Source organism: Allobosea sp. BK604, from assembly GCF_004341515.1.
Lineage (GTDB): Bacteria > Pseudomonadota > Alphaproteobacteria > Rhizobiales > Beijerinckiaceae > Allobosea.
Genome location: NZ_SLZF01000016.1, coordinates 117,879 through 143,223 on the forward strand (window position 1 = coordinate 117,879; position 25,345 = coordinate 143,223).

24 protein-coding genes and 1 pseudogene are annotated in these 25,345 nt (G+C 66.4%); 6 read left to right on the forward strand and 19 right to left on the reverse strand.

Annotated elements, in window-relative coordinates; genetic code table 11:
- Positions 1-15 precede the first annotated feature (15 nt).
- Complete coding sequence (locus EV560_RS34530; RefSeq protein ID WP_131860409.1) at positions 16-1,593, forward strand: ABC transporter substrate-binding protein; 1,578 nt, start codon at positions 16-18, stop codon at positions 1,591-1,593.
- Between the two features lie 278 nt (positions 1,594-1,871).
- On the opposite strand, the gene EV560_RS34535 is transcribed toward EV560_RS34530, so the two are convergent.
- Positions 1,872-2,738: a LysR family transcriptional regulator gene (locus tag EV560_RS34535; RefSeq protein WP_131860410.1), complete on the reverse strand. Its 867-nt coding sequence runs from the start codon at positions 2,736-2,738 to the stop codon at positions 1,872-1,874.
- Between EV560_RS34535 and EV560_RS34540 the strand changes: the two genes are divergently transcribed.
- The 3 genes from EV560_RS34540 (at position 2,704) to EV560_RS34550 (ending at position 5,946) form a co-directional block, all read left to right on the forward strand.
- A complete protein-coding gene (locus tag EV560_RS34540) occupies positions 2,704-3,747 on the forward strand; it encodes an oxidoreductase (protein WP_248312347.1) in 1,044 nt (347 codons plus the stop codon). The two genes, EV560_RS34535 and EV560_RS34540, sit on opposite strands and share 35 nt — an antisense overlap.
- Before the next feature lie 134 nt (positions 3,748-3,881).
- Positions 3,882-5,288 carry an MFS transporter gene (locus EV560_RS34545; protein ID WP_131860474.1) on the forward strand — a complete coding sequence of 469 codons (1,407 nt, stop codon included), beginning with the start codon at positions 3,882-3,884 and terminating at the stop codon, positions 5,286-5,288.
- A gap of 142 nt (positions 5,289-5,430) precedes the next feature.
- Positions 5,431-5,946: a hypothetical protein gene (locus tag EV560_RS34550; protein WP_131860411.1), complete on the forward strand. Its 516-nt coding sequence runs from the start codon at positions 5,431-5,433 to the stop codon at positions 5,944-5,946.
- Between the two features lie 63 nt (positions 5,947-6,009).
- Here the strand turns inward: EV560_RS34550 and EV560_RS34555 are convergent, their stop codons facing one another.
- A complete protein-coding gene (locus EV560_RS34555; RefSeq protein WP_131860412.1) occupies positions 6,010-6,537 on the reverse strand; it encodes a P-loop nucleotide/nucleoside kinase family protein in 528 nt (175 codons plus the stop codon).
- A gap of 280 nt (positions 6,538-6,817) precedes the next feature.
- Between EV560_RS34555 and EV560_RS34560 the strand changes: the two are divergent.
- Positions 6,818-7,077: pseudogene (locus EV560_RS34560) on the forward strand (transposase); the annotation flags it as partial.
- A 39-nt stretch (positions 7,078-7,116) separates the two neighbouring features.
- Here EV560_RS34560 and EV560_RS34565 read toward each other — a convergent pair.
- From EV560_RS34565 to EV560_RS34610, 10 genes are all read right to left on the reverse strand, one after another.
- Positions 7,117-7,575 carry an SRPBCC family protein gene (locus EV560_RS34565; RefSeq protein WP_131860413.1) on the reverse strand — a complete coding sequence of 153 codons (459 nt, stop codon included), beginning with the start codon at positions 7,573-7,575 and terminating at the stop codon, positions 7,117-7,119.
- Positions 7,576-7,591: 16 nt separating this feature from the next.
- Entirely contained in the window at positions 7,592-8,428 is an 837-nt protein-coding gene (locus EV560_RS34570; protein ID WP_131860414.1) for an XdhC family protein, read from the reverse strand.
- Positions 8,429-8,439: 11 nt separating this feature from the next.
- Positions 8,440-9,648 carry a vWA domain-containing protein gene (locus tag EV560_RS34575; protein ID WP_131860415.1) on the reverse strand — a complete coding sequence of 403 codons (1,209 nt, stop codon included), beginning with the start codon at positions 9,646-9,648 and terminating at the stop codon, positions 8,440-8,442.
- Entirely contained in the window at positions 9,645-10,520 is an 876-nt protein-coding gene (locus EV560_RS34580; protein WP_131860416.1) for an AAA family ATPase, read from the reverse strand. The genes EV560_RS34575 and EV560_RS34580 overlap by 4 nt, the downstream gene beginning before the upstream one ends.
- Positions 10,521-10,532: 12 nt before the next feature.
- Entirely contained in the window at positions 10,533-12,950 is a 2,418-nt protein-coding gene (locus EV560_RS34585; RefSeq protein ID WP_131860417.1) for an aerobic carbon-monoxide dehydrogenase large subunit, read from the reverse strand.
- The gene (locus tag EV560_RS34590; protein WP_131860418.1) at positions 12,947-13,459 is read right to left on the reverse strand and encodes a (2Fe-2S)-binding protein; all 513 of its coding nucleotides are present in this window, start codon (positions 13,457-13,459) and stop codon (positions 12,947-12,949) included. The genes EV560_RS34585 and EV560_RS34590 overlap by 4 nt, the downstream gene beginning before the upstream one ends.
- A gap of 11 nt (positions 13,460-13,470) precedes the next feature.
- Complete coding sequence (locus EV560_RS34595; RefSeq protein WP_131860419.1) at positions 13,471-14,340, reverse strand: FAD binding domain-containing protein; 870 nt, start codon at positions 14,338-14,340, stop codon at positions 13,471-13,473.
- A gap of 172 nt (positions 14,341-14,512) precedes the next feature.
- Positions 14,513-15,715: an MHYT domain-containing protein gene (locus tag EV560_RS34600; RefSeq protein WP_131860420.1), complete on the reverse strand. Its 1,203-nt coding sequence runs from the start codon at positions 15,713-15,715 to the stop codon at positions 14,513-14,515.
- A 537-nt stretch (positions 15,716-16,252) separates the two neighbouring features.
- The gene (locus EV560_RS34605; RefSeq protein WP_207908185.1) at positions 16,253-16,756 is read right to left on the reverse strand and encodes an SRPBCC family protein; all 504 of its coding nucleotides are present in this window, start codon (positions 16,754-16,756) and stop codon (positions 16,253-16,255) included.
- 17 nt (positions 16,757-16,773) lie between these two features.
- Positions 16,774-17,238 carry an SRPBCC family protein gene (locus EV560_RS34610; RefSeq protein WP_131860421.1) on the reverse strand — a complete coding sequence of 155 codons (465 nt, stop codon included), beginning with the start codon at positions 17,236-17,238 and terminating at the stop codon, positions 16,774-16,776.
- Between the two features lie 175 nt (positions 17,239-17,413).
- On the opposite strand from EV560_RS34610, the gene pdxR reads away from it, so the two are divergent.
- The gene (gene pdxR / locus EV560_RS34615) at positions 17,414-18,841 is read left to right on the forward strand and encodes a MocR-like pyridoxine biosynthesis transcription factor PdxR (protein WP_207908186.1); all 1,428 of its coding nucleotides are present in this window, start codon (positions 17,414-17,416) and stop codon (positions 18,839-18,841) included.
- Positions 18,842-18,934: 93 nt separating this feature from the next.
- Here the strand turns inward: pdxR and htpG are convergent, their stop codons facing one another.
- From htpG to EV560_RS34650, 7 genes are all read right to left on the reverse strand, one after another.
- A complete protein-coding gene (gene htpG, locus EV560_RS34620; protein ID WP_131860423.1) occupies positions 18,935-20,815 on the reverse strand; it encodes a molecular chaperone HtpG in 1,881 nt (626 codons plus the stop codon).
- Between the two features lie 189 nt (positions 20,816-21,004).
- Complete coding sequence (locus EV560_RS34625) at positions 21,005-22,741, reverse strand: FAD-dependent monooxygenase (RefSeq protein ID WP_165923778.1); 1,737 nt, start codon at positions 22,739-22,741, stop codon at positions 21,005-21,007.
- A 55-nt stretch (positions 22,742-22,796) separates the two neighbouring features.
- The gene (locus tag EV560_RS34630) at positions 22,797-23,351 is read right to left on the reverse strand and encodes a hypothetical protein (RefSeq protein WP_131860424.1); all 555 of its coding nucleotides are present in this window, start codon (positions 23,349-23,351) and stop codon (positions 22,797-22,799) included.
- An 83-nt stretch (positions 23,352-23,434) separates the two neighbouring features.
- Positions 23,435-23,905, reverse strand: coding sequence for an HXXEE domain-containing protein (locus EV560_RS34635; RefSeq protein ID WP_131860425.1), 471 nt, complete (start codon positions 23,903-23,905; stop codon positions 23,435-23,437).
- Positions 23,906-24,049: 144 nt separating this feature from the next.
- Positions 24,050-24,391: a hypothetical protein gene (locus EV560_RS34640; RefSeq protein WP_207908187.1), complete on the reverse strand. Its 342-nt coding sequence runs from the start codon at positions 24,389-24,391 to the stop codon at positions 24,050-24,052.
- Positions 24,392-24,478: 87 nt separating this feature from the next.
- Positions 24,479-24,877 (reverse strand): hypothetical protein, encoded by a 399-nt coding sequence (locus EV560_RS34645; protein ID WP_248312348.1) that lies wholly within the window; start codon positions 24,875-24,877, stop codon positions 24,479-24,481.
- A 28-nt stretch (positions 24,878-24,905) separates the two neighbouring features.
- On the reverse strand, positions 24,906-25,271 hold the full coding sequence (locus tag EV560_RS34650) for a lysozyme inhibitor LprI family protein (protein WP_131860426.1): 366 nt from the start codon (positions 25,269-25,271) through the stop codon (positions 24,906-24,908).
- Positions 25,272-25,345: the final 74 nt, after the last annotated feature.

Below are 25,345 nucleotides of genomic sequence, written 5' to 3' on the forward strand. Positions count from 1 at the left end.
CAGGAAGGAACTCCGATGAAGTCGCTCCGCCTCGCCGCCACAGCCGTCGCTGCCAGCCTTCTATCCGTGGCGCTCGCACTGCCGACCACTGCTCAGACCCTGACCATCGGCCTGCGTTCCGGCACCGACGGGCTGGACCCGCAGTTCAGTTCGCTCGGCAATTCGGTCTCGGTCTACCGCAACATCTACGACACGCTCGTCTCGCGCGACGAGACCCTGGAGCCGACCGCCTCGCTCGCGACCTCCTGGAAGCTCATCGACGACAACACCTGGGAATTCACCCTGCGGCCCGGCGTGAAATTCCATGACGGCTCGGATTTCACGGGAGAGGACGTGAAGTACTCGATCGAGCGCGTGCCGAACGCGGGCGGGGCGACCGGCGGCATGATGCTCTACATGACCGGTATCACCAAGGTGGAGGTGATCGAGCCGCTGAAAATCCGGATCCTGACCTCGTCGCCGACGCCGCTGCTGCTGCGCAACCTCGCCCAGCTCTTTATCCTGCCGAAGTCGCTGGGAACGCCGACGCAGGAGGACTTCCAGTCCGGCAAGGCGGCTATTGGCACCGGCCCCTACAAGGTCGTCTCCTGGCAGCCCAAAGGCGACCTCGTGGTCGCGCGCCACGATACCTACTGGGGCGGCAAGCAGCCCTGGGAGCGGATCGTGATGAAGGAGATTCTCGCCGATCAGTCCCGCGTCGCTGCGCTGCTCGCCGGCGACGTCGATCTGATCAACTACGTTCCCTCCGTCGATGTCGAGCAACTCAAGAAGAGCGCAGCTGTTGCAATCTTCCAGACGCCCTCGGTCTATAATTTCATGCTGTATCCCGAAGTCGGCCGTGACCAATCACCATTCGTCACTGACGCCGACGGCAAACCGATGACCAAGAACCCCCTGAAGGACATCCGCATCCGCAAGGCCATCTCGATGGCGGTCAACCGGCAGGCGATCGTCGAACGCGTCATGCACGGACAAGGCGCCGCCGCCGGCCAGCTTTCGCCCGACGGTCTGTGGGGCACCAGCACGGCCCTGAAGCCGGATGCATTCGATCCGGATGGCGCCAAGAAGCTGCTCGCAGAGGCAGGTTATCCGAACGGCTTCGGCATCACCCTGCACTGCACCTCGGACCGCCTGCCGAATGACGGCTCGGTCTGCACCGCGCTTGGCGGCATGCTTAACCGCATCGGCATCAAGGCCATCGTCGCCGCGACACCGCGCGCGGTCTTCTTCCCCGCTTCGGCACGGCTGGAATACTCGCTGCAGATGTCGGGCTGGGGTTCGCTTTCGGGCGAGACCTCCTACATCCTGCAGTCTCTGGTCCATACGCTCGATGCCGGCAAGCGCCTCGGTGCCAACAATCGTACCATGTATTCCAACCCCAAGCTCGACGGAGTCATCCAGACGGCGATCACCACTGTCGACGACACCAAGCGCAAGGCCTTGCTGATCGAGGCGATGGAAATCTCGATCAAGGACTATTCAACGATCCCCGTCGTAACGCTCAACGCGATCTGGGCCGGCCGCAAGGACAAAGTCTCCTATGCCGCACGCAACGACGAGGAGACCAATGTCCTGCAGATGAAGAAGCCCTGAGCTCCCGTTCCGGACGTGCCTTGCGCGCCGGGAACACGGCCTCAGTCGAGTCGCGCGACGATCCCCGCCGCAGTCTTGGACGCGGCGGGAAAGCGCATGATGATCATCGGGTCATGTCCAGGGACGACCAGGGTGTCATCGCTCGCCAGCGCGCGCCGGATCTCAATGTCCGCAACTGGCGCAACACAAAAGGAACGCCCCGGACGATCTCGATGGGAAACAGGCGCCCTCAGTAAGTTCCCGCACGGTCCTCGAGCTGCAACTGCCGACTGCGGCGGTCACGGTTGGAGCGGTATCGTCGCAATATGATCGGTCACGATGGTTATGAATGCCCGCAGCCGCTGAAGGCGCCGTATGTCCCGATGATAACCCATCCAGATGTCCCGTGAGGGCGGCTCTACCGGCAGGTCAAGCTTGCGAAGACCCACTATCTGACTTCCGACCACTTGGGGCAGGACGGCGATGCCAATGCCCTGGCGGCTCATCCGCCCCTGCACGTTCCGATTGTTCGACCGGAGCAGCGGCTTCGCGTTCGGAAAGCTCTCGGTGAGCCAGGCAATATCCGGGAACTGGCCGGTAGACGTGTCGTGGGTGATGAGCCGGAAGCCGGCGCCATCACCATACACCGGCTCGGGTGAGCCTGCCGCAACGTAGACGCCATAGGGCAGACGGACCAATCGTCGCTGCAGGACGTCGGGGTTATCGAACGGCACGATCCGGAAAGCGATGTCGGCCTCCCGCTGCGCCAGGCTGAACAGGCGGGTGCCGGTGAGGATTTCCAGATCGACGTGCGGATAGGCTTTTGCGTAATCGTCAATGATCGGCGGGAGGACGTAGGCGCCAAACCAATCGGCGGACGATATCCGCAAAGTGCCCTGAAGGGCTTGCTCCTGTCCGGCAAGCCGCCGCTCGATGGCCAGAGCGCCTTCCTCCATCTGCTCAGCCAGAGCGATGACGGCGTCGCCTTCTTCGGTGGGAATGAAGCCGTCGGCCGTTCTCTGAAACAACGTCTGGCCGGTCGCCTGTTCGAGTGCCCGAAGGCGGCGTCCGACCGTGGGATGGCTCAGATGAAGCGCGCGAGCGGCTGCGCCCAGCGTGCCGGTGCGGGCAATGGCCAGAAAGATCCTCACATCACTCCACTCCACAGCCGCACCCACAAAACTGAACGGAGATCGTACGGTACTGTCAGTTATCAAACAAATCCAACCGCCTATCTTCCTCGCATCCCGCTGCGGACGAAAAAGCGCGCCGGCCGCTTATGGCGGCGGGTTGGCGCGGCGCTCGGTCCCAACGCTGAAGGAGGACATGATGAAAACCTGGCTGATCACTGGATGCTCGTCGGGGCTGGGCCGGCAGCTTGCCGAGGCCGTAGCCGCGCGGGGCGATCGCCTCGTCGCCACTGCCCGCTCGACGGATGGCTTGCAGCCGCTGTGCGAACGCTATCCCGAGACGGTGCGGAGCATTGCGCTGGACGTCACCCGCGCCGGCGACGCCGCAAGGGCCGTGGCGCTCGCCGAAGGCGCGTTTGGCGGTCTTGACGTCCTCGTCAACAATGCCGGCTTCGGCTTCATCGGTGCGATCGAAGAGGGAGAGCCCGACGAATATCGACCGATGTTCGACGTGAACCTCTTCGGCCTGATCGAGACGACCCGGGCCGCCCTGCCGGCGCTGCGCAGACGTGCCGGAGCCCGCATCGTCAATCTCTCGTCCGGCGCCGGGATCGCCGGTTCCGCGGGCTTCGGCTTCTACAATGCGAGCAAGTTTGCGGTCGAAGGTCTGTCCGAAGCGCTCGCACAGGAGCTTCGTCCGCTCGGCGTGCACGTGATCATCGTCGAGCCCGGCCCGTTCCGCACCGAGTTCCTCGGTCGCTCGATGCTCACCGCGGCGCAGGAGATCGCCGCCTATGGCGAGACGGTGCCGGCGAGACGGGATTATCGCCGGACCAATAATGGCAGGCAGGCAGGCGACCCGGCCAAAGCCGTCGCCGTCATGCTGCGGGCCGTCGATTCCGAGCATCCGCCGCTGCACCTGCCGATCGGGCCGCGCGCTCACGCTATCGCGCAGCAAAAGCTGGACTCTTTCCGCGCCGACATCGCCGCCTGGCGCGACATCTCCATCGCCACCGACTTCGACACCACAACGAGGACGGCCTGACTTGATCGGCGGCAGCGTAGTCCGGGTTTGAGAACGGAAATACACCCATGTGCGTGACGACATGTGAAGCCGCGGCCCTTACGGCCGCCGCGGCTCGGAACGGTGACGCCCTGCCCGAGCGGCGGCGCTGGACGATGTTCGTGATCCTGCTGGTCGGCGCGTTCCTGCCGCCACTCGACTTCTTCATCGTCAATGTGGCTCTCCCCTCGATCCGCGGGGACCTGGGCGCCTCCTCCTCCGCCGAGCAGCTCGTCATTTCGTCCTATGCCGCGCTTTATGCCGTGACGCTGACGACCGGTGGGCGGCTCGGCGATCTGTTCGGTCGCGGCCGCGTGTTCTTTCTCGGCCTGATCGGCTTTGCCGCCGCATCGACGCTGTGCGGCTTCGCCTGGTCGCCCTGGGCGCTGGTCGCCGGGCGCGCGTTGCAGGGCGTAACGGCCGCCGTCATCGCGCCCCAGGCGCTCGCGTCGGTGCAGGCGATTTTCCCCGAGAGGGAGAAGCCGCTCGCCCTCAGCATCTATGGTGCGATCTTCGGTTTGGCCGCTGTGGTCGGGCAGGCGATGGGCGGCGTCCTGATCTCGCTGAACCTCATGGGGCTGGGGTGGCGGGCAATTTTCCTGGTCAACCTGCCGGTGGCGATGCTCGTCCTGCTGTTCGGAATTCCTCTGCTGAAAGAGACGCGCGCGCGCGACGCACGCCGGCTTGATCTCGGCGGCATGGCGCTGTCGATGCTGACGCTAGCTGCGCTGCTCGTGCCGCTGATCGAGGGGCGCGAAGCCGGGTGGCCGCTCTGGTCCTGGCTGTCTCTCGTCGCGGTGCCGCTGCTGGCGTGGCTGTTCTGGCGCTATGAGAGCCGGCTGGCACGGGCGGGCGGTGCCCCCCTGCTCGACCCGAGCGCCTTGCGGGCACCGGGACTGGGCCATGCGCTGCTGATCGCATTGTTGTTCTATTCGATCGGCAGCTTTTTCCAGCTGCTCTCTGTCTACTTGCAGGAGGCGCTGCATATGACTGCGCTCCAGGCGGGCCTCGTCTTCCTGCCGTTCGGTGCCGGATTCCTGCTCGGGCCGCTGTCGACGTCCTTTCTCCGACGGTTCTGCGGCGCCTATGTCAATCCGATCGGCATGGGGCTGGAAGTTGCCGGATTCCTTGGTCTCGCCGGGCTCATTGCGGCGACGTGGACCGGCATGCATCCCGCACCGATGCCGCTTGCCGCCCTCCTGTTCGTTATCGGTTTTGGGCAAGGTCTCGCGCTGCCGACCCTGATGCGGATGGTGACGGGCCGGGTCTCGCCGGCCCTGTCCGGCATGATCGCCGGCATCGCCAGCTCGACCCTCCAGGTCAGCACCGCGCTCAGCGTCGCCGTGATCGGCGGGATCTTCTACGAGGTGCTGGGCGCCCGCACCGATCCGGCCGCCATCACGCAGGCGCTCATCGTCGCCATCCTTTGCATCGCCTTCTGTCTCGCCGGAGGGGTGGCTCTGAGCATTGCGCTCGTCCGGCGGGCGCCTCCTCCCCGCGCGGAAGCAGAGGGGCAGGTTTGAGATCCCCTGCAGGACGTATCCCCGGAGGCGGCTGGCGCCAATGACGCGGCTCTATCGGAGCCGAAGACCGACGCCTGCACAACCGCGACGCCCGGCGACCGGGATCATCTCTCGCGCCAGATCAGGAAACAGGACAACCTTGATGTTTGGAATTTCGCCACTCGGCTGGGTGCATACGCTCGGCAGTCTGCCTGCCATTCCACTCGCCATCTACATGCTTGCCCGGCACGGCAGGATCGTGCCGCGATCTGTACCCGGCGCGCTTTATTTCATTTCGATGCTCATCGGCGCGTCAACGGTGTTTCTCGTCGCGCATGAGCCTGTAAGCTACGGCATCGGCGCAGCAACCATCATGCTGCTGCTTGCCGGTTATGGCGTCGGTCGGATTTCACGCTTTGGCCGTGTTAGCACCTACCTCGAAACGGTCTTTCTCACCCTGACGACGTTTCTTTTGATGGTGCCGAGCGTCAGCGAAACGCTTCGCCGCGTCCCGGATGGCCATCCCCTGGTTACCGATCCGAAGTCACCGCTCCTCCTGGGCGCCCTGGCCGGTCTTTTCGTCATGCTCGTCGTCGGACTGACCGCTCAGATGATTTATTTGCGCAGGCACGACTGGCGCGTGGCAGACCCGTCACCGGGCAGGATTGCCGCCGAGTGATCGCAGAGTCGATCTCCTGGCGACGGTCAGCAGCAAGGCTTGGCTGGGAAGGCGCGTTCGAACTCACGCGCCGGAAGCCGCTTTTCCGATCAGAGCGTCGATCCGGGCCTCGATTTGGCTGACGGCAGCGCCGACGTTCAGGACCGCGGTGTCCAATACGAGACGGTCTTCGGTCCACGCAGCATAGTCGCGTGCCTTGACATAGGCCCATGTCGGCGGCTCGAACCCGACTATGTCGGCAGTGCGGGTCTCGACCCGGCGGCGATGCTCGGTTTCGTCGCTACAGATCACTTCGACATCGAGGACCGGAGAGCCGAGCTCAGTCGCGACGCTTCGCCAGCCGCACCGGCTCTCCGGAACGGGGTTGACGCTGTCGCCAATGACAAGATTACCGACTTTCAGGTTTGACGAGGCGATGGCGAAGGCAACCAGATACCCCTCCGGGCCAATGTCTCGAGCGCTATTCGCGCCCTGCTTGAGAGCGTGCTCGATCTCGTCGACGCGAACGTAGGTGGCGGCTCGCCTTCTGGCCAACGCCTTTCCGATCGTCGTTTTCCCTGTCCCCGGCAGACCGCTGAGCACGACAAGCATCTCGGCACTCCAAGCCAACCTCGATGTCAATCGCCGGTAGCATCAAGGCGGGCAAAAAAGCGTCAGCTATGGATCGAAACGGAGGTCGGGCCAACCGCTCGGCAATGTCCGTTTGCGGGCAATGCCCCGACGTCCTCTCTTGGCGCAGCGACGAAGTCAGATGAACCTCAGCTTTCCTCCGATTGCGTTGAAGAAGTCGTTGTTTGCTGCGGGTTTGAAATCCTGATTCAGTGGTCTCGGGATCGGAGGGCAGGCTGATGATCGGCGAGCGGACGATCACGAGCTCCATCTGAACCTGGCCTATCGCTGCTTCTGCCGGCTCGGGCTGCAGGGTGATGCGCCCGACCATTCGACTTTCTCGAAGAACCGGCACGCTCGAAGAACCGGCACGGCCGCCTGCGCGACAACGATCTGCTGCGCGAGGTTTTCGAGTCGACCGTCAGGCGCTGCACGGCGGAGGGGCTGGACGGCGGCGAGGGCTTTGCGGTCGATGCCAGCCTGATCAAGGCCGACGCCAACCGTCGAAGCGGCGTGGCAGGCCGTGATCCTGTGCGCCCCCCAAGCGGCTACAGTAGCTGATCAAGCCTTGATCTCTTGCCCGGCCAGCTCCTTTCCGAAATTCGCGAAGAACTGTCCGGCGAGCTTGCGGGAGGTCGAATCGATCAGCCGGGCGCCGAGCTGGGCGATCTTGCCACCGACTTCGGCCTTGACCGTATAGGCCAGCAGCGTCGCCTGCGGACCGTCCTCGGTCAGCGAGACATCGGCCCCGCCCTTGGCGAAGCCGGCGATGCCGCCCTTGCCCTCGCCCTGGATGGTGTAGGAATGCGGCGGGTTCAGGTTGATGAGCTGGACCTCGCCATTGAAGCTCGCCTTGACCGGCCCCACCCGCAGGGTGACCGTCGCCGCCATCTCCGTATCGGAGCGCTTTTCCAGCGTCTCGCAGCCGGGGATGCAGCGCTTGAGCACCTCCGGGTCGTTCAGCGCCGCCCAGACAATAGCGACCGGCGCCTCGATCCGTTCCTGCCCGTTCATATCCATTGCGTCATCCTCGTCTCTAGGTTCTGGAAGCGTCCGCCGCGAGGCGCTGGGCACTGCGGCGATGGCGGATGATCTCCGCGAGGATCGACAGGGCGATCTCCTCCGGCGTGATCGCGCCGAGATCGAGCCCGGCCGGCGCCTTGACCGTGTCGAGCAAGGCCTTTGACACGCCTTCGTCCGCAAGCCGCGCCCGCAGCGCAGCCATCTTGCGCCGGCTGCCGACGAAGCTGCGGTAATCCGCCTCGAAGCCGAGGGTCGCCTTCAGCGCCGCCTCGTCGCCCTTGCCTTGCGTCGAAACCACGACGAAGCGCTGCGAGCCCTGGGGCGGCTCGAAAGCGAAGCCGTCGAACAGCCTGTCGGCCTCCGGCATGGCAGCGAGCTCGGCGAAGGGCGCCGCCAATGCGACATGGAAGCCCAGCGGCTTCGCCTGCTCGACCAGTGCCAGCGCGACCGGGCTCGCGCCGAAGACGACCAGCGTCGGCGCCGGCAGCACCGGCTCGATGAAGATGTCCATCGTGCCTTGCGAGGGACACATGTTCTGGGCGAAGCGGACGCCGTCGCGGTCCTCGCCCGGGCTGACGCCATGCTCGGCGAGGAGATCGCCCGGCTGGACCGAGATCAGGCGCGGGCGTCCGTCGGCCAGCGCCTCGCGCGCCGCCTTGAGCGCTGTGCCGCGGGCGCAGCCACCGCCGATCCAGCCGGCCTCGATGCGGCCGTCCGGGCGGATGATCGCCTTGGCGCCGGCCTTGGCCGCCGTCACCGAGACGGTGCGCACGACGGTGGCAAGGGCAAAGGGTTCCTCGTTGGCCTTGAGGCGGGCGATCAGGTCCATCACGTCGACATGGGCGGTCATGGTCGCCTCCGTCACAATCGGGCCAGATAGGGTTCGAGCGCCGCGAGGCTCTGCAGCGAGTGCGCCGGCGCCAGCAGGTCGACATGCGGCAGAGCGGCCTTCATCCCGGCCGCCTCCGGCGCATAGCCGTCCCAGCCCATCATCGGGTTGAGCCAGACGATGCGCCGGCAGCGCTTGGCGAGTTGCGCCATCTCGCGGCGGAGCAGGGCGGCATCGCCGGTCTCGTAGCCGTCCGAGACGATCATGACGCAGGTGCGCGAATGAATGACGCGGGCGGCGTGCCAGCGGTTGAAGGTGGCGAGGCTCTCACCGATCTTGGTGCCGCCGCCCGCGCCCTGCGCCAGCAGCGAGAGCCGGTCGAGCGCGCGGGCCGGGTCGCGCTCCTTCATCGCGTCGGAGACATGGGCGAGGCGGGTGTGGAACAGGAAGGCTTCCGCTTCGCGGAACTCGTCGAGCACGCCGTGGATGAAGCGCAGGAAGACGCCGGTATAGAGGCTCATCGAGCCCGAGGCGTCGAGCAGGATGACGAGCCTGAGCGGCTTCGGCTTGCGTTCGCGATGCAGCAGGCTGATCGGCACGCCGCCATGGCTGATGTTGCGGTGGATGGTGCGGCGCAGGTCGAGCTTGTCGCCGCGCCTGCGGGCGCGGTCGTGGCGGGTCAGCCGGGTGCGCATCGCCTGCGCGAGGCGCGCCGCGACCGCATGAGCCTCGGCGATGTCGGCCGGGTCGCTGAGCTTGCGGAAATCGGTCGCCGCGAGATTGTCCGCCCGCGAGGCGCCTTCCGCCCGGCCCTCGCCGGAGCGCTGGCGGCCATCGTCGCCGTCCTCGGCGGGAATCTGGTCGTTCGCCGCGTCGCCGGAGCCGGGCGTCGGCCGATCCGCAAGCGATTTCGTTGCGGGATTGGCGGAGGCGGCCGGGCTGCCCGCAATGGCGGAGCGCGAGCGCGTTCGCTTGTTCAGCCAGAAGGCGTCGAACAGGCCGTCGAAGGCCTCCCAATCGCTCTTGCGGGAAGAGAACAGGTGCTTGAAGGCCGAGCGCAGCAGGCCGGGCTTCCGGGCATAGCCCGCCGCCATCAGTGCCGCCGCATCCTGACCCTCGCTCAGGCCGACGGGAAAGGAGGCGCCGCGCAGCGTCCTCAGGAAGGCCGCGAGCTTGCCGGCGACGAAGCCCGAGATCTCGTTCAGGTCCTCGGGCGAGGGCGGGACGCCGCAGCAACTCATGCGACCCTCCCCAGGATACGTTCGGTGACCGGCCTTGTGATCCGCGCGCTGTCCTCGCGGGTCTTGAGCAGACACATCAGGGTTTCGTGGACGGCCTCGGGGGCGTCGTGCACGTCGCGGATCTCGAGCCCGACCAGCACGGCGGCCCAATCCAGCGTCTCGGCGACGCCCGGCACCTTGCGCAGCTCCTCCTTGCGGATGCCTGCGACCATGCGCGCGATCTGCAAGGCGAGGCCCGCGCCGGCCTCGGGGATGCGGGCGAGGATGATCCGCGCCTCGCGGTCGGCGTCGGGATAGTCGAGATAATGGTAGAGGCAGCGGCGGCGCAGCGCGTCGGAGAGCTCGCGCGTGCCGTTCGAGGTCAGCACGACATGTGGCACGCTCTTCGCCGTGACGGTGCCGAGCTCCGGGATCGAGACCTGCCAGTCCGACAGGATTTCGAGCAGAAAGGCCTCGAATTCCTCGTCGGCGCGGTCGATCTCGTCGATCAGCAGCACCGGCGGTTTTTCGCGACGGATGGCGGCGAGCAGCGGCCGTTCGAGCAGATAGGTCTCGGAAAAGATCTGCCGCTCGATCCTGTCCGGATCGCTGCCCTTATGGGCCTCGATGGCGAGAAGCTGGCGCTGGTAGTTCCATTCGTAGAGCGCGGCCGACTGGTCTAGCCCCTCGTAGCATTGCAGGCGGATCAGCTCGGCGTCGTGGAGCGTCGCCAGCGCCTTCGCCACCTCGGTCTTGCCGACGCCGGCCTCGCCTTCCAGCAGGAGCGGGCGCCGCAGCAACTGCATCACCGATATCGCCGTCGCGAGCTCGCCATCGGCGATGTAGTTCGCCGCGGCGAGACGCTGGCCGATCTCCTCGCGGGAGAGGCTCATGGCGCGGTCTCCTCAGACGGCCCCGAGCTCTTTCGCCGCCTTCCAGTTGCGCCAGAAATCGTGCGGCATCTGGATATGCGTCGCGCCGAGGAAGGAATAGGCGTCGTTCACCGCGTTGGAGAAGCAGGGCACGCCGCCGACATTCGGGCTCTCGCCGACCCCTTTGGCGCCGATCGGGTGATGCGGCGAGGGCGTGACGGTGAAATCCGTCTCCCAATGCGGCGTCTCGACCGCCGTCGGCAGGAAGAAGTCCATGAAGGAGCCGGTCATGACGTTGCCGGCCTCGTCGTAGCGGATCTCCTGCCCCATCGCGATGGCGAAAGCCTCGGTCAGCCCGCCATGGACCTGCCCCTCGATGATCATCGGGTTGATGCGGGTCCCGCAATCGTCGAGCGCATAGAAGCGGCGCACCTTGTAGACGCCGGTGTCGACGTCGATGTCCATGACGCAGATATAGGCGCCGAAGGGATAGGTCATGTTGGGCGGGTCGTAATAGCTCACCGCCTCCAGTCCAGGCTCGAGGCCCGGCGGCGGGGCGTTGTAGGCGATCCAGCAGATGTCCTTCATGCCGAGGAACTTTTCCGGCAGGCCCTTCACCCGGAAGCCGTCGATGTCCCATTCGAGGTCGTCCTCGTGGACCTCGAGCTTGTAGGCCGCGATCATCTGCGCCTTCGCCTTGATCTTCCTGGCTGCCATGGCGATGGCGGCGCCGGCCACGGGTGTCGAGCGAGAGCCGTAGGTGCCGAGCCCATAGGGGGCGGTATCGGTATTGCCCTCCTCGACCATGATGTCGTCGGCCGGGATGCCGATCTCGCTGGCGATGATCTGGGCCCAGGTCGTCTCATGGCCCTGGCCTTGCGACTTGGTGCCCACCCGGGCGATGCCCGAGCCGGTCGGATGCAGGCGGATCTCGCAGGAATCGAACATGGCGATGCCGAGGATGTCGCAATTCTTGGAGGGGCCGGCGCCGACGATCTCGGTGAAGAAGGAGATGCCGATGCCCATGATCTCGCGCGTCTCGCCGCGCCTGAAGGCCTCGCGCTTCGCCGCCTGCTCCTTGCGCAGTTCGGCGTACTTGACGCTCTCCAACGCCTTCTTCATGGCGGTGTGATAGTCGCCGGAATCGTATTCCCAGCCGAGCGCCGAATGGTACGGGAACTGCTCGGGCCTGACGAAATTCTTCAGGCGCAGTTCTGCCGGGTCCATGCCGAGCTTCCGGGCCAGGATGTCCATGGCGCGCTCGATGCAATAGGCCGCCTCCGTCACCCGGAAGGAGCAGCGATAGGCGACGCCGCCTGGCGCCTTGTTGGTGTAGACGCCGTCAACCGCCAGATGCGCGACCGGGAAGTCGTAGGAGCCGGTGACGATGTTGAAGAAGCCGGCCGGCCATTTCGACGGGTCGGCGCAGGCGTCGAAGGCGCCGTGGTCGGCGAGGACATGCACGCGCAGACCCGTAACCTTGCCTTCCTTCGTCGCCGCGATCTCCGTCGTCATGTGGTAGTCGCGGGCGAAGGATGTCGCGGTCAGGTTCTCGATGCGGTCCTCGACCCATTTCACCGGCTTGCCGGTGACGATCGAGGCGACCGCCGCACAGATATAGCCGGGATAGGCGCCGACCTTGTTGCCGAAGCCGCCGCCGATATCGGGCGCGATCACATGGATCTTCTGCTCCGGCAGCTTGGCGATCAGCGAGACCACGGTGCGGATGACATGCGGCGCCTGGAAGGTGCCGTAGATCGTCAGTTCGCCCTTCACCTTGTCGAAGGCGCAGAGGCACTGGCAGGTCTCGAGCGGCGAGGGATGGGTGCGGTGATAGGAGATCATCTCCTTGATCGTCACCTCCGCCTTGCGGAAGGCCGCGTCGGTCAGGTCCTTGTCGCCCACCGTCCATTCGAAGATGTGGTTGTAGTGCTTGCGCGGGCCATGGGCGCCATCCGTCTTGTCCTTGATGTCCTCGCGCAGCACGGGCGCATCGGCATCCATCGCCTTGAACGGGTCGACCAGGACCGCCAACTGTTCGTACTCCACCTCCACCGCATTGATGCCGTCATCGGCGGCGTAGCGGTCGGTGGCGACGACGAAGGCCACTTCCTGGTTCTGGAACAGCACCTTGCCGTCGGCCAGCACCATCTGGACGTCGCCGGCCAGCGTCGGCATCCAGGCGAGGTTGACCGTCTTCAGCGTCTCGGCGGTCAGCACCGCCAGCACGCCCGGCACTTTCAGCGCCTTCTCGGTGCTGATCGACTTGATCCGGGCATGGGGGTAGGGCGAACGGACGAAGTCGCCATGCAGCATGCCGGGCAGCTTCACGTCGTCGACATACTGGCCCTTGCCTTGCGTGAAGCGGATATCCTCCACCCGCTTGCGCTTGCAGCCCATGCCTTCGAGGCGCGCCTCGCGCTGTTCGCGCGTCAGGGTCATGTCGTTCATTCTGCGGCCTCCCGGAATTCGACGCCGTTGAGCTTGGCGGCGGCGTATTGAATGGCGCGGACGATGTTCTGGTAGCCGGTGCAGCGGCAGAGATTGCCGGCGATGCCGAAGCGGATCTCCGGCTCGGTCGGGTTCGGGTTCTCCTGCAGCAGGCGGTGGGCGCGGGTGATCATCCCCGGCGTGCAGAAGCCGCATTGCAGCCCGTGCATCTGCCGGAAGCCCTCCTGCAGCGCCGAGAGCGTGCCGTCGGCATTGGCGATGCCCTCGATGGTGGTGATCTCGGCGCCATCCGCCTGCACGGCGAAGATCGTGCAGCTCTTCACCGACATCCCGTTCATGTCGATGGTGCAGGCGCCGCAATGGGTGGTCTCGCAGCCGATATGCGAGCCGGTGAGCTGCAGGCTCTCGCGGATGAAATGGATCAGCAGCGTGCGCGGCTCGACCAGCCCGTCGACCGGCTGGCCGTTCACGGTGAGGCTGATCGCGAGCTTTTTCGCGGGGGATGCCATGGCCGGTCTCCTCAGGCTGCGCGGATGCGGGCGGCGGCGCGCTTCAACGCCCGCTCGACCATGATGCCGCCGACATGGATGCGGTATTCGGCCGGTCCGCGGCCGTCGCCGGCCGGTGCCATGATGGCGCGGGCAGCATCCGCGGCCCGTTTCAGCGCGGCGTCGTCGAGGCTCGTGCCGATCACGGCCTTGGCCGCCTCTTCCGCGAGAAGCGCGGTTTCGGAGAGGTTGGTCAGCCCGATCGCGCAGGTCGCGACAGTGCCGCCGTCCATGGTCAGCACGACGGCGGCGGCGGCCGTGGCGTAGTCGCCGATCTTGCGCTTCAGCTTCTCATAGGCGTAGCCGTGACCCGCGGGCGGAACCGGCACGGACACGGCGGTGAGGATCTCGCCCGGCTCCAGTGCGGTGAAATAGGCGCCCTGGTAGAACTCGCGGGCCGCGACGCTGCGCCTGCCCTCCGGCCCCTGCAATTCATAGGTCGCGTCGAGGGTGAGCATCAGGCCCGGCATGTCGTTGCCGGGGTCGCCATTGGCGACATTTCCGCCGATCGTACCGCAATAGCGCACCTGCGGATCGGCGATCAGCAGCGCGGTCTCGTGCAGAATGGGCAGGGAGGCGGCGATCAGGTCGGAAGCCAGCAATTCGTGCTGCGTCGTCATCGCGCGGATGACGATGTGGTCGCCCTCGCGCGAGATGCCCTTGAGATCGCCGATGCCGTGCAGGTCGATCAGGTGCTCGGGCGTGGCGAGCCTGAGCTTCATCATCGGGATCAGGCTGTGGCCGCCGGCCAGCGGCCGCGCTTCCTCGCCGAGTTCGCCGAGCAGCCTGACCGCCTCCTGGACGGATTCCGGCCGGTGATAGGTGAAGGGTCCCGGGATCATGCTTCCTCCGAACCGCCTCTTGAAAACCTCGCGGCAGCCCATCGGCGGCCGGGGTCAGGACGTTCCTTGAAGCTGTTCCGGCTCTAAACTGCGGACAAGCGATCGTGCACAAGGCGCCGGATTTCGCACGAGTTGCGGCGTTTTCCGCACGAATTGCGGCAAACGCCTTGACCTATCTCGAGATGCCGTGCAGCAAGCCGAGCCGCGCCTTCACCTCGGCGATCTTGGCGCGGCTCACCGGCACGCGATGCGGGCTGAGGCCGCCGAGTTCGACGACGGCGCCGTCGCCCTCCTTGCGGATCAGCGTCACATGCTGCACCGCGACGATATGGCTGCGATGGACGCGGACGAAGATCTCGGCATCGAGCGCGGCCTCGGCCTGGGAGATCGACCAGGGACTCAGCCGTTCGCGCGCGCCGTCATGGACATAGGTGTAATGCGCGTTGGCGCGGATGCTGCGGATCTCGGCGGCATCGATGAGCTGGGTGCCGTCGGGGACCTCGACCGGTACCTTGCCGGCTCGCGCTGGGCGCGGCTGGCCGAGGCCGCCGAGCGGTAGCGGCTGCACAACGTTGGCGTGCCGATCCCGGCCGTCGATGTCCGCGAGGCCGGGGTCGTCGAGCTCGCGACCAGAGGGGCCGGACGCCATGGCGGGCAAGCTTTGCAGCCGCGGTTCCGGCACGAGGAAGAGCAGGAAGCTGGCGACGATCAGGAAGCAGAGCAGCGCGACGATCGGCGCCAGGACCTGGGGCGAGGCGGAGAGACCGCCATCCATCGCCATATGGGCGTGGCCGCCGGGCACGAAGCGCATGCCGAGCATCGCGGTGTAGTGCATGCCGGAGACGGCGATGCCGAAGGCGACGGCGCTGAGCAAGAGCCGCGTGCCGCCGTGTCGGGCGAGGAAGATGCGCAGGCCCCCGTAGCCGGCACCGACCGCGATCGCTCCGGCAAGAAGGACGAAGCGGATATCGTGCTCGACGGCGAAGTTCCCGGCGAGGCCGTGCACGCCGACATAATGCATGGAGACGATGCCGAGGCCGAGCAGGAGCGCGGAGGCGGCGATGCGAGGATTGGAATCCGGGCCGATGGAGACGAAGAACAGCGAGACGCCGACCACCAGCGCGCAGATCAGGAAGGAGACTATGGTCGGCAGGACGAGATAGACCGCATCGGTCGGGATCGGGGCGGCGAGCATGCCGACGAAATGCATCGTCCAGATGCTGACGGCGAGCAGCCCGGCCGCTCCGGCCAGCAGCATCCTGCGGCTCCGTCGCGTGCCCCGCACGCGGGCCGCCAGCCCGAACCCCGTATATCCGCCCGTGATCGCGATCGCTACCGAGAGCGCGACCAACTGGAAATTATGTCCAGCGAACATAACCGTTCCGGCACGCGTGACGACATCTCGGCCGCGTGCTCCTCCCTGCCTTTCAGACTACAATCAGATCGACCATTTACAATACGATAGATCGAGAGAGGCCAGCAGGACACTCTCGATGGACGCCCGGCTGGTTCGACTGATCCTTTGGAAGCGCCCCAGGCCGCCTGGGGGCTATGTCCGAGCTATGCTGGAAATTGCCGTGCCCGGTTGGCCTTGAGTTCCGTAGTCTCTGGCGCTGCAGCTCGGAGGTGGAACGCGGCAGCGTCGGGTGACGAAGGTCTCCCATGACCTTCGTCACCGGTTTGGGCCTGGTGTCGGCCGCCACGGCTTCGTAACACGATCACGCAGTCGCCTGCCGGCGACCGGGACGGCGCGGCTGCGGATGCTACCGTCAGTGGCGAGCAAACTGGCTGCCGATCCTGCCACGAAAGGCGGCGCAGATCGGGCCGCTACCGACGCGCGCGAGGCCACGGAGAAGCAGCCGCGCAGTCCCGGCCCATGGCTTGGCGACACCTATTGCGGCTGGTGGCGGCCTCAATCGGCATCGACACTGATGCGGACATCGTCGGGGAACGGGGCGCCCTTGCCGGTTTCCAGGCTTGCCTTCAGGCTCAGCAGGAAGGTGGCCCATTTGGTGCTGCAATGGTGCATGAACTCGACGGGTTCCCGCCAGCCCTGATGCTTGAACATAATCGTCGTCGCATCGCCATGGGGCTTCAGCTCCCAGCTGACCTCGGTGCCGATCCATTCGCCCGGGCCCGCGATCACTTCCCACAGCACGCGCTTGCCGGGCTCCAGTCCCACGACCTTCATGTCGAAGAAGCCGCGGTCGCCGAACTGGAAATGGATCACGCCGTCGATCCGGGGATCGCCCGTCGTATCGTTCGTCCACCAGGCGTTGAGCCGATCGAGCGTGGTGAGCGCCTGGAAAACGTCGCTCGGAGAGGCGTCGATGCCGACGCGATGCAGAATATCGACCATGGGGAATTCCATTCTCAGTTGGGGGAATCGGGCGGACGACGCGGATCGCTTGTCCAAATGCGCTATCGAGGCGGTCAGGCCGCCTTCGGCTTCGCGGCCAGGTCGAGGCCACGCGCCGTTTCCAGGAAGGACTTCAGGCTGGACAGGACGAGGGGCCACCCCCTGCTGATGCCGGTGGCCATGCCGCTTCCGGACTGGAGGCGATCATGCGTCACGGTCAGGCGGGTGAGGGATCCGAAATCCTCGATCTCGTAGGTGACGCGGCTGTAGCTGGCCGGATCGTCCGCCTGGGACGCCGCGGCCCAGCTGGTGACGAGCCGGTGCGGCGAGGCCGCTTCGATCACCTCGCCGACGATCTCGACGGGACGCTCGGGGTTGTCGCGGACATGCCGCCACTGCGATCCCGGCTGCCAATCCGAGATGTTCTCATGCTCCCAGAACTGTCTCGATCGTTCGGGACGTGTGATGGCCTCGAAGACCGCGTCCGGTGTGGCGCGGATATAGCTGACATAACTGAAGACCTCGTCCTGGCCGGCCATCTCTGCTCCGTTGCTGGTGGGGGCTCCAACGCCCGATATCCATCGATCGCGCCGGCAGGTCCGGGCCGCCAGACCTGTCCCTGCCGTCGGGAGCGATTTGTCGCCGCAGGATTGGATCGTTGGAAGGTCCAGTTTATGTTAAGTTGATAAGTCCAATTTCCACATGAGGCCGATCGTGACGCTTCACATCAGGCTCGACGGGCAGACCGATCTCACCGGGCAGATCTACCGTCAGGTCCGGCGCGCGATCCTCGACGGCCGGCTGCGCCCGGGCGATCGGCTGCCGCCGAGCCGCGAGCTCGCTCGCACCCTCTCGGTCTCGCGGCTGACCGTCACGATCGCCTACGAGCGGCTGGCCGGGGAGGGCTTCGTCAGGACGGCGGCCGGATCGGGAACCTTCGTCAGCTCGGCGATGGCAGGCCAGAAGCGCGATGAAGCTCCGGCGATCCAGGCGGCGGATGCGATATCGCCCCGCCCGATCTGGGATACGGTCGTGCTCCCCACCGCCTTCGATCGGCCCGCCATCTATGATTTTCGCACCGGCCTGCCGGATGGCGCGCTGTTTCCTCATCGCAGTTGGCGACGGCTCGTCGGACGCGAACTGCGGGCTGCCGAGACATCCGCGATGATCTACGGACAGCCGGGCGGCGCCAGCCTTCTCCGCTCGGCGATCGCGCGGCATGTCGCGGTATCGCGCGGCATCGACGCGTCCGAGGACCGCATCCTGATCACGAGCGGAACCCAGCAGGCGTTGGACATCGTCGCGCGGGTCGTGCTCACGCCCGGCGATACGATTGCGGTCGAGGATCCGGGCTACGAACCGCCGCGGCATCTGTTCAGGTCGCTGGGCCTGCAGGTCGCCGGCGTGCCCGTGGACCATGAAGGGATCGTGGTCGACCGGCTCCCGAACGATGCGCGCGCCGTCTATGTCACGCCGTCCCACCAATATCCGCTGGGCGTCGTCATGAGCATGCGCCGTCGGCGGGCGTTGCTGCAATGGGCGGAGCGCCGCGACGCGCTGATCATCGAGGATGACTATGACAGCGAGTTTCGCTTCGTTGGCCGTCCCCTCGAGCCGCTGCAGACGATCGATGCGGCAGGACGCGTGATCTATGTGGGATCGTTCTCCAAGACGCTGTCGCCATCGATCCGCCTCGGCTTCCTGTTCGCTCCGGCCTCACTCCTGCCGGCGTTGAGGAAGGCCAAATACGTTTCGGACTGGTATGCGCCGGAACTGCTCCAGAACGTGCTCGGCAACTTCATTGCCGGCGGCGGCTTCGCGCGCCATATCCGCAAGGCCGGCGCAGTGTATCGCAGCCGGCGCCGCCTGATCGAAGCTGCGATCCGCCGGGATTTTCGCGAGCATCTCGATGTCGTTCCGTCCGAAACGGGGCTGCATCTGACCGCGACCGCCAAACATCTGTCCGCCGCCGAACTCGAACTGGTCGCAGGCCGCGCCCGCGAAAGAGGCGTCGCCGTGCATCGGCTGGTCTCCTTCGCCGTGACCGAAGCCCCGCGAGCGGGCCTCGTTCTGGGCTTCGGCGCGATCCGGACGGACCAGATCGAGCCTGGCCTCAAGATCCTGCACGAATGCTTTCGGTAGCAGAGCAGCGAACGGAGGATCGAAGGGCGCGCGAGATGGCGCCTGACGAGGCCGCACGTCACCGCTGAGGAGCGACGCGTAGATCCGCCGCGGTCAGCTCTTGTCGATGGTTCTCGCGATGATGCGGCTCAGTCGTTCGGCAAATGCGCCGGCATCGGCGGGGCGTTCCCCGTCCAGCACGCGCGCAGTGTCGAGGAGAAGATGGGCGACGTCGCCCCGCAATGCGGCGTCGTCGACTTCGGCGAGCGCCGTGATCATGGCGTGCCGCGGATTGACCTCCAGGATCGGCTTTGCCGCGCTTTCGCCTCGACCCGCTGCGCTGAGAAGACGCTCGAACTGGCGATCCGGCCCGCTATCCGGCGCCACCAGGCAGACCGCGCTGTCGGTCAGCCGCTCCGAGGCGCGCACATCGGTGACGTCGTCGCCCAGCAAGTCCTTCATGGCCGCCAGCAGGGAGCCGACCTGTGCGCTGGTGTCGACGGCAGGCGGCGCGACGCCATCAAGCAGCGGGATCAGCCCGAGATCGGCCGCCCCCTGCGTCACCGACTTGAACGGCTTGCCTTCGAAATCGGGCGAGGACGAAACCCAGAAGCTGTCGACCGGGTCCGATAGCAGGAGCACTTCGATGCCGCGTGCCCGGAAGCCTTCGAGCTGCGGCGAAGTCGCGATCCTGCCGGAATCGTCGCCGGCGATGTAGTAGATCGCGGTCTGATTGTCCTTGATCGCAGAGACATAGTCCTTGAGGCTGCGCACGCCCTCGCCGGAGCCCGTGGTCCGGAAACGCGCGAGGCCGAGCAGCTGCGCCCGGCGTTCGAAATCCTCGTAAAGTCCCTCCTTGATGACCGCCCCGAAATTCTCCCAGATCTTCGCGAAGGTCTCGGCATCATTCTCGGCCAGCTTCGCCAGATCGGCCAGCACGCGATTGGTGACGCCCTTCTTGATTGCGCCGAGCAGCGGGCTGTCCTGGATCATCTCGCGCGAAACGTTGAGCGGCAGGTCCGCGGTGTCGACGATGCCGCGGACGAAGCGCAGATAGCGCGGCATCAGCTCGGCTTCGTCGGTGATGAAGATGCGCTTCACGTAGAGCTTGATCCGGCCCTTGCGGTCGGCGTCGAACAGATCGAACGGCCGTGCTCCCGGGACGAAGGTGAGCACGGTGTATTCGTGCCGCCCTTCGGCCCGGAAATGAACGGTCGCGGCAGGCTCGTCGTACTGCCCGGCGACGCTGCGGTAGAAATCGGCGTACTCCTCGGCCGTGATCTCGCTTTTCGGCCTGGTCCAGAGCGCGGCTCCGTCGGCGAGCGTCGTCGCCTCCGCGCCGGGTTTCTCGACCAGCGCGATCGGCACCGGGACGTGGCCGGACTGCTCCTTGACGATGCGCTCCAGCGTCCAGCGCTCGGTGTAGGACTTGGCGTCGTCCATCAGCCGAAGCGTCACCCGCGTGCCGCGCGGGGGAGCCTCCTCCAATGCGACAGGCGCGACCGTGAACTCGCCCTTGCCGTCGGAGGACCAGGCCCAGGCCTCGCTGCTGCCGGCGCGGCGGCTGACGACCTCGACCTCGGCGGCGACCATGAAGGCCGAGTAGAAGCCGACGCCGAACTGGCCGATGAGCTGGGCGCCCTCCTTGCCCTCGGCCGCCGCGACGCGATCCATGAAGCTGCGCGTGCCCGAGCGGGCAATCGTGCCGAGCGCCTCGACCATCTCGTCGCGGCTCATGCCGATGCCGTTATCGGCGATGACGAGCCGGCCGGCCTCGCCATCGGCCGTGATGGTGATGGCCAGCTTCGGCTCGTCGCCCAGCAGCTCGGGACTGGCGATCGCCTCGTAGCGCAGCTTCTCGCAGGCGTCGGCGGCATTCGAGATCAGCTCGCGCAGGAAGACGTCCCGGTCGGAATAGACCGAGTGAACCATCATGTGCAGGAGGCGGGCGACGTCGGCTTCGAAACTGCGATGCTCGGCTGTGGCGGTCGTCATCATCTGAGATCCGGATGTGTCTGCATGAACGCGGCGCGCCAGCTGCAGCGCCTTCGCCCGGATCGATAGCCTGTGCCGTCATCGCAGCCAAGCTCGCAACGGCGCAAGGCTGCCGGCGAACGGAAGACCGCGTTCCCGATCCTGCCGTTATGCGCTGGATCGGGCGAGATTGATCGGCTCCCGGCGCCTTCAGCGATGCTTCAGGCCGGCGACCGTCGAAAGGTAGGCGAGCAGCGCTTCCTCCGTCAGCGCGTCGATCAGGGCAATGTAGCCATCGGGCCGGATCAGCACGGCCGCCCGCCTGGCATCGCCAAACAGCGCGGCGACGGCGTCGCCTGCATCCGTGACCACCGTCACGCCGGGCGGATCATCCCAATCCTGGCCCGCCGGCAGCAGGGCGATCGCCGTGAACAGGCCCGGCCAGGCCCACGCCAGTCGGGCGGCGATGGCCTCGAGCCGGTCGCGCGCCGCGAGGTCCGGCCAGGCCAGCAAGGTGAAGCCGGGCTTCCTCGTCAGGTCGAACAGCCGCAGGGGGAAGCCCGTCGCCCGCTGCCGCAGGCCCTGGACATCCGGAATGCGATCGCCGGGCCTCAGCCGGAAGCCGGCTTCGCCGCCCGCGAGCGGGCCGGAGGCGTAGCTCACCAGGATCTGGGTGTCGTGCAGCCGGTCCGGCGGCTCGGCCGGCTTGCCGAAATTCATGCTGCGCCTGACGGTGTCCTCGATGACGTCAGCGGCGACCGGGCGCCGTTCCGCCTCATAGCTGTCCAGCAAGGCGGGCCCGGCCTGGCCTTGCGCGACGGCCGCGAGCTTCCAGGCGAGGTTATAGGCATCCTGGATGCCGGTGTTCATGCCCTGTCCGCCGGTCGGTGGATGGATGTGGCAGGCATCGCCGGCCAGGAAGACATTCCCGACACGGTAGCGCTCCGCCAGCCGCATGCTGATCCGGAACACCGAGGACCAGCGCATGTCCGACAGAACCGGTGGGCCAGAGCATCGTCGCGTTTCTCCGAATCGCGAAGATGCTCTATCTATTTGCTTTGACGCATTTTCTTCACGCGAACCGGTACCCACTTCGCTCGAAAATGCTCCAGGCACCAGCCTGTCCGAGACCTCCTGGAGCTGCGCCAGCGCCGCCCCCGGACGCTCGGACTGGATGCCATGCGCGATGGTTTCGCCGGACTTTGCGTCAGACCCTGCGTCGGGCGCGGCGCCAGGCTCGAGCGGCGCCATCATCGACACCCGATAGCGCCCGCGCTCGGTGAGGGGGATGGCGACGAAGAAATCCGGCGGGCCATCGCTCGCGGGCCTGATCGCCTGAAGCGTCATGCCACGCGGCAGGTCCCAGTCGATCGAGACATCGCCGAGCATGAATTCATAGGGAAAGGCGCTCCCCTCAAAGGCAAGGCCCAGCGCCTTGCGGACGGCGCTATGGGCGCCGTCGCAGCCGACGACATAATCGTAGCGCCGCTGCTCGACCTGGCCCTGCCGCTCCAGCGCGACGGCAATTCCCTCCGCCTCCTGGCTCAACCCGGTCAGCCGGCAAGAACGCTCGACCAGGATTCCACGCCGCCGCAGATGCTCCTCAAGCACCGCCTCGGTGCGATCCTGCGGCACGCCGTAATGGCTGTAGGGCAGGTCGCTCAGGTCGATCGTCTCGTCATGGACGATCGCGTCGGCTCCGCGATGGAGGACCGAGCGGCGGCCGGTGATCTGCAGGCCGGCCGCCAGGATATCGCGGGCGACGCCCATGGCCTCGAAGATCTCGAGCGTGCGTGGCGAGACGCCGATCGCCCGGCAGAACGGGGAGGGGGCGGCGGCAGCGTCGATCACGCGCGGGCGAACGCCGTGACGGGCCAGCTGGATGGCCAGCGACAGGCCGACCGGTCCTGCGCCGACGATCAGGATGGATGCCGAAGCTGGCGACATCGGAGCGTCTCCGGGGCTAAGAGGGCAAGACGGATGCCGGGTCGGCAGCCCCGCTTCAGCCTTGCGGCGGTGCAAGCGCCGGGCCGGCCTTGCGGTAATATTCCGTGAACTTGAAGGCTCCCACCAGCGCGACGACGATGACGAGAATCGGGAGCCGGTGCGGCAGCGCCGGCCACAGCATCATGGCAAGCTCCGCCAGGACCATCGCCAGGAAGGCGCATGCCCAGGCGGCCGAGATCACCACGTTCTTCCTGATGAATTCGGGGCTGTCCCAGAAGGCGGGCGCGACGCTCTCCTTGGCGTACTGGATGGTGAAGGGGCGCCCGATCGCGATCGACAGGACGACGATCAGCAGCAGCCCGAGATCGACCCAGAATTTCGCCGCGACCAGCGAAAGATCGACCTTGGCGAAGCTCTCGACGGCTGCCAGCCCGAGAAACAGCAGAAGGGAGCCGAGCTCCAGGATCTTGGGCGCCTTGCCCCGCAGGCGCCCATGCAGGACGACGGCAGCCGACGCCAGGGCGCCGAGGATCAGGGCGGCTTGCGAACCCAGAAGCGAGACGCCGAGGGCGAAGGCGACAAATGGGGCGAAGGCGAGAAGAAGGTCCATGCTGGGTCTCCCTGGCGTCGATGAGGATGGTTTGGACGGCCTGCAATCCCTCGAAGCGGATCGGTCCCGCATGCGGGACGAACTCAGCTCTGCTTGAAATAGGGCCATGACCGCAGGTGGAGCATGATGATCGGGTAGGCCATGATCGCGGCGCCGCCTGCAAGGGCGCCTGCCGCAACCGGAAGCGAGAGTGCGCCCTCCGCGGCTGCGCGCGCCCAGATAGCCCATGCTGCCGGCAGGAACAGCAGCACCGCCGTGGCGGTGCCTGGCGAAAAGCGTCCGCGTGTCAGCAGCATCGGCCCGATATGGAAGAAGACGGCGTTGATCAGCATCAGCGAGGCGAAGATCAGCGGTGCCAGCGCGAGGCTGTCTGCCAGCATCGCCTGGGCGATACCGAGGGCGATGACGATGGCGTTGGTGACGTAGAAGTCACTCCATTCGACCGGCAGCTTGATGACCGCGCGAGCCCAGCCGCGCCAGTCGAAGGAGAACTCCTCCATGATGTGGAGGGCATAGGCCGCCATCGCGAGCCAGGCCAGCGTCGTGAGCGTCATGACGAGCGGTTCCCTTGATCTGCGGCGGACGGGCGGCCAGCCCGGGCAAGAATGCCGGGCAAGACCGCCGGGCAAGATTGCGGGGGGAAGGGCTGCATTCCCGCCCCCGCCAGGCGCCCTTCCATGGGCGCCGGCCGGCTTGAGCTACTGCCAGCCGCCGCCGGGCAGGCGGCCATGATAGGGCGTGTCGCGGCAATGGCCCCAGGGACCGCGCCAGAAGCCGGGCGGGCAACCATTGCCGCGATAGGCCAGGCGCGGCTCGTAGAAGCCGCCGGGATAGGGGCCGGTGCCGTAGCGATGGCAGGCGCCGCCCGGCCCGCGATAGCGGTTCGGGCCGCAGCCATCGGCGACCTCGACCAGGAGAGAGCCGGCATCGCCGGCACCGGTGATGGGCATGGCGGTCATGGGCATGGCGGAAGTGGGCGAGGCGGAAGCGAAGAGCGCGAGCAATGTCGCGGCGGCGGCCGCCCTGGTCAGTGAAAGCATGGTCGAATTCCCCGTGATGTTCGTCGGTTTCGCCGTTCATCGGACTTGGCAGTTCAGCAGACTTGGCCGTTCAGGAGACTTGGCCGTTCAGTAGATGACGACCGATCCCCACGGCCCCCAGGGGCCGAAATCGAAGGAATCCTGAGCCATCGAGGCGGTCATGCGCCGCTCGTCCGCGAGGTTCTTCTGGAAGACCATTTGCCGGTACTGGCCATAGGCATTCTGGTCGCCGACATAGACGCATTGGCAGACCACCGGATCGGCATAGACGTAGACAAAGTCGTTGCCATTCGCCTGCCGGACGAACTTGTTGGGCGGCAGCTTGCGCATCGAGGCCTGGCGCTGCGGCGTGTTGGCGGGCTGGGCCGTGAAGCCGGCGGCGGCGAGCAGGTCCTCCTTGTTCTCGATTTTCTCCGGGACCGATTGGCAGGCGCCCAGCATCAGGGCGATGCCGGCAAGCGCCGGCAGGACAGCAAGACGGGTCATCACGAGGCTCCAGGTTGGTCGTTCGTCATCAGAGGCCGAGAGTGCTCTTCTCGTTCCTCAGGAACATCATCTGGTCGGTATAGGCATCGACCAGGCAGTCGGTGTTCGCTTGGCAGGCGTTGCGGCGGGCGATGAAGCGGCTTTGCATCTGCTTCACCCGGGCAACCGTCGCGGCCGGTGCGCCGCTGCCGACGATCACGAAGTACATGCCGGCCGTTCTCTCATCGAGGCTGGCCAGATTGGCGTCGGCGCAGATCCTTTTCTCGGCCGGCAGCGAGGCGTTGCGGCAATCGAAGGAGGCCGCCGCAGTCGACGATGACGCTGCCGCCGCCGAAAACAGGAGGGCGACCACGCCGAGCAGTCCGAGCGCACGCAGATTCACGATCGTCTTCATCGAAGCCTCCGTCATCGGCTCTGGCAGGTCTGGGTGGTGCCGCCACGCTTCAGCGTCGCGCCCGTTCGCTTGAT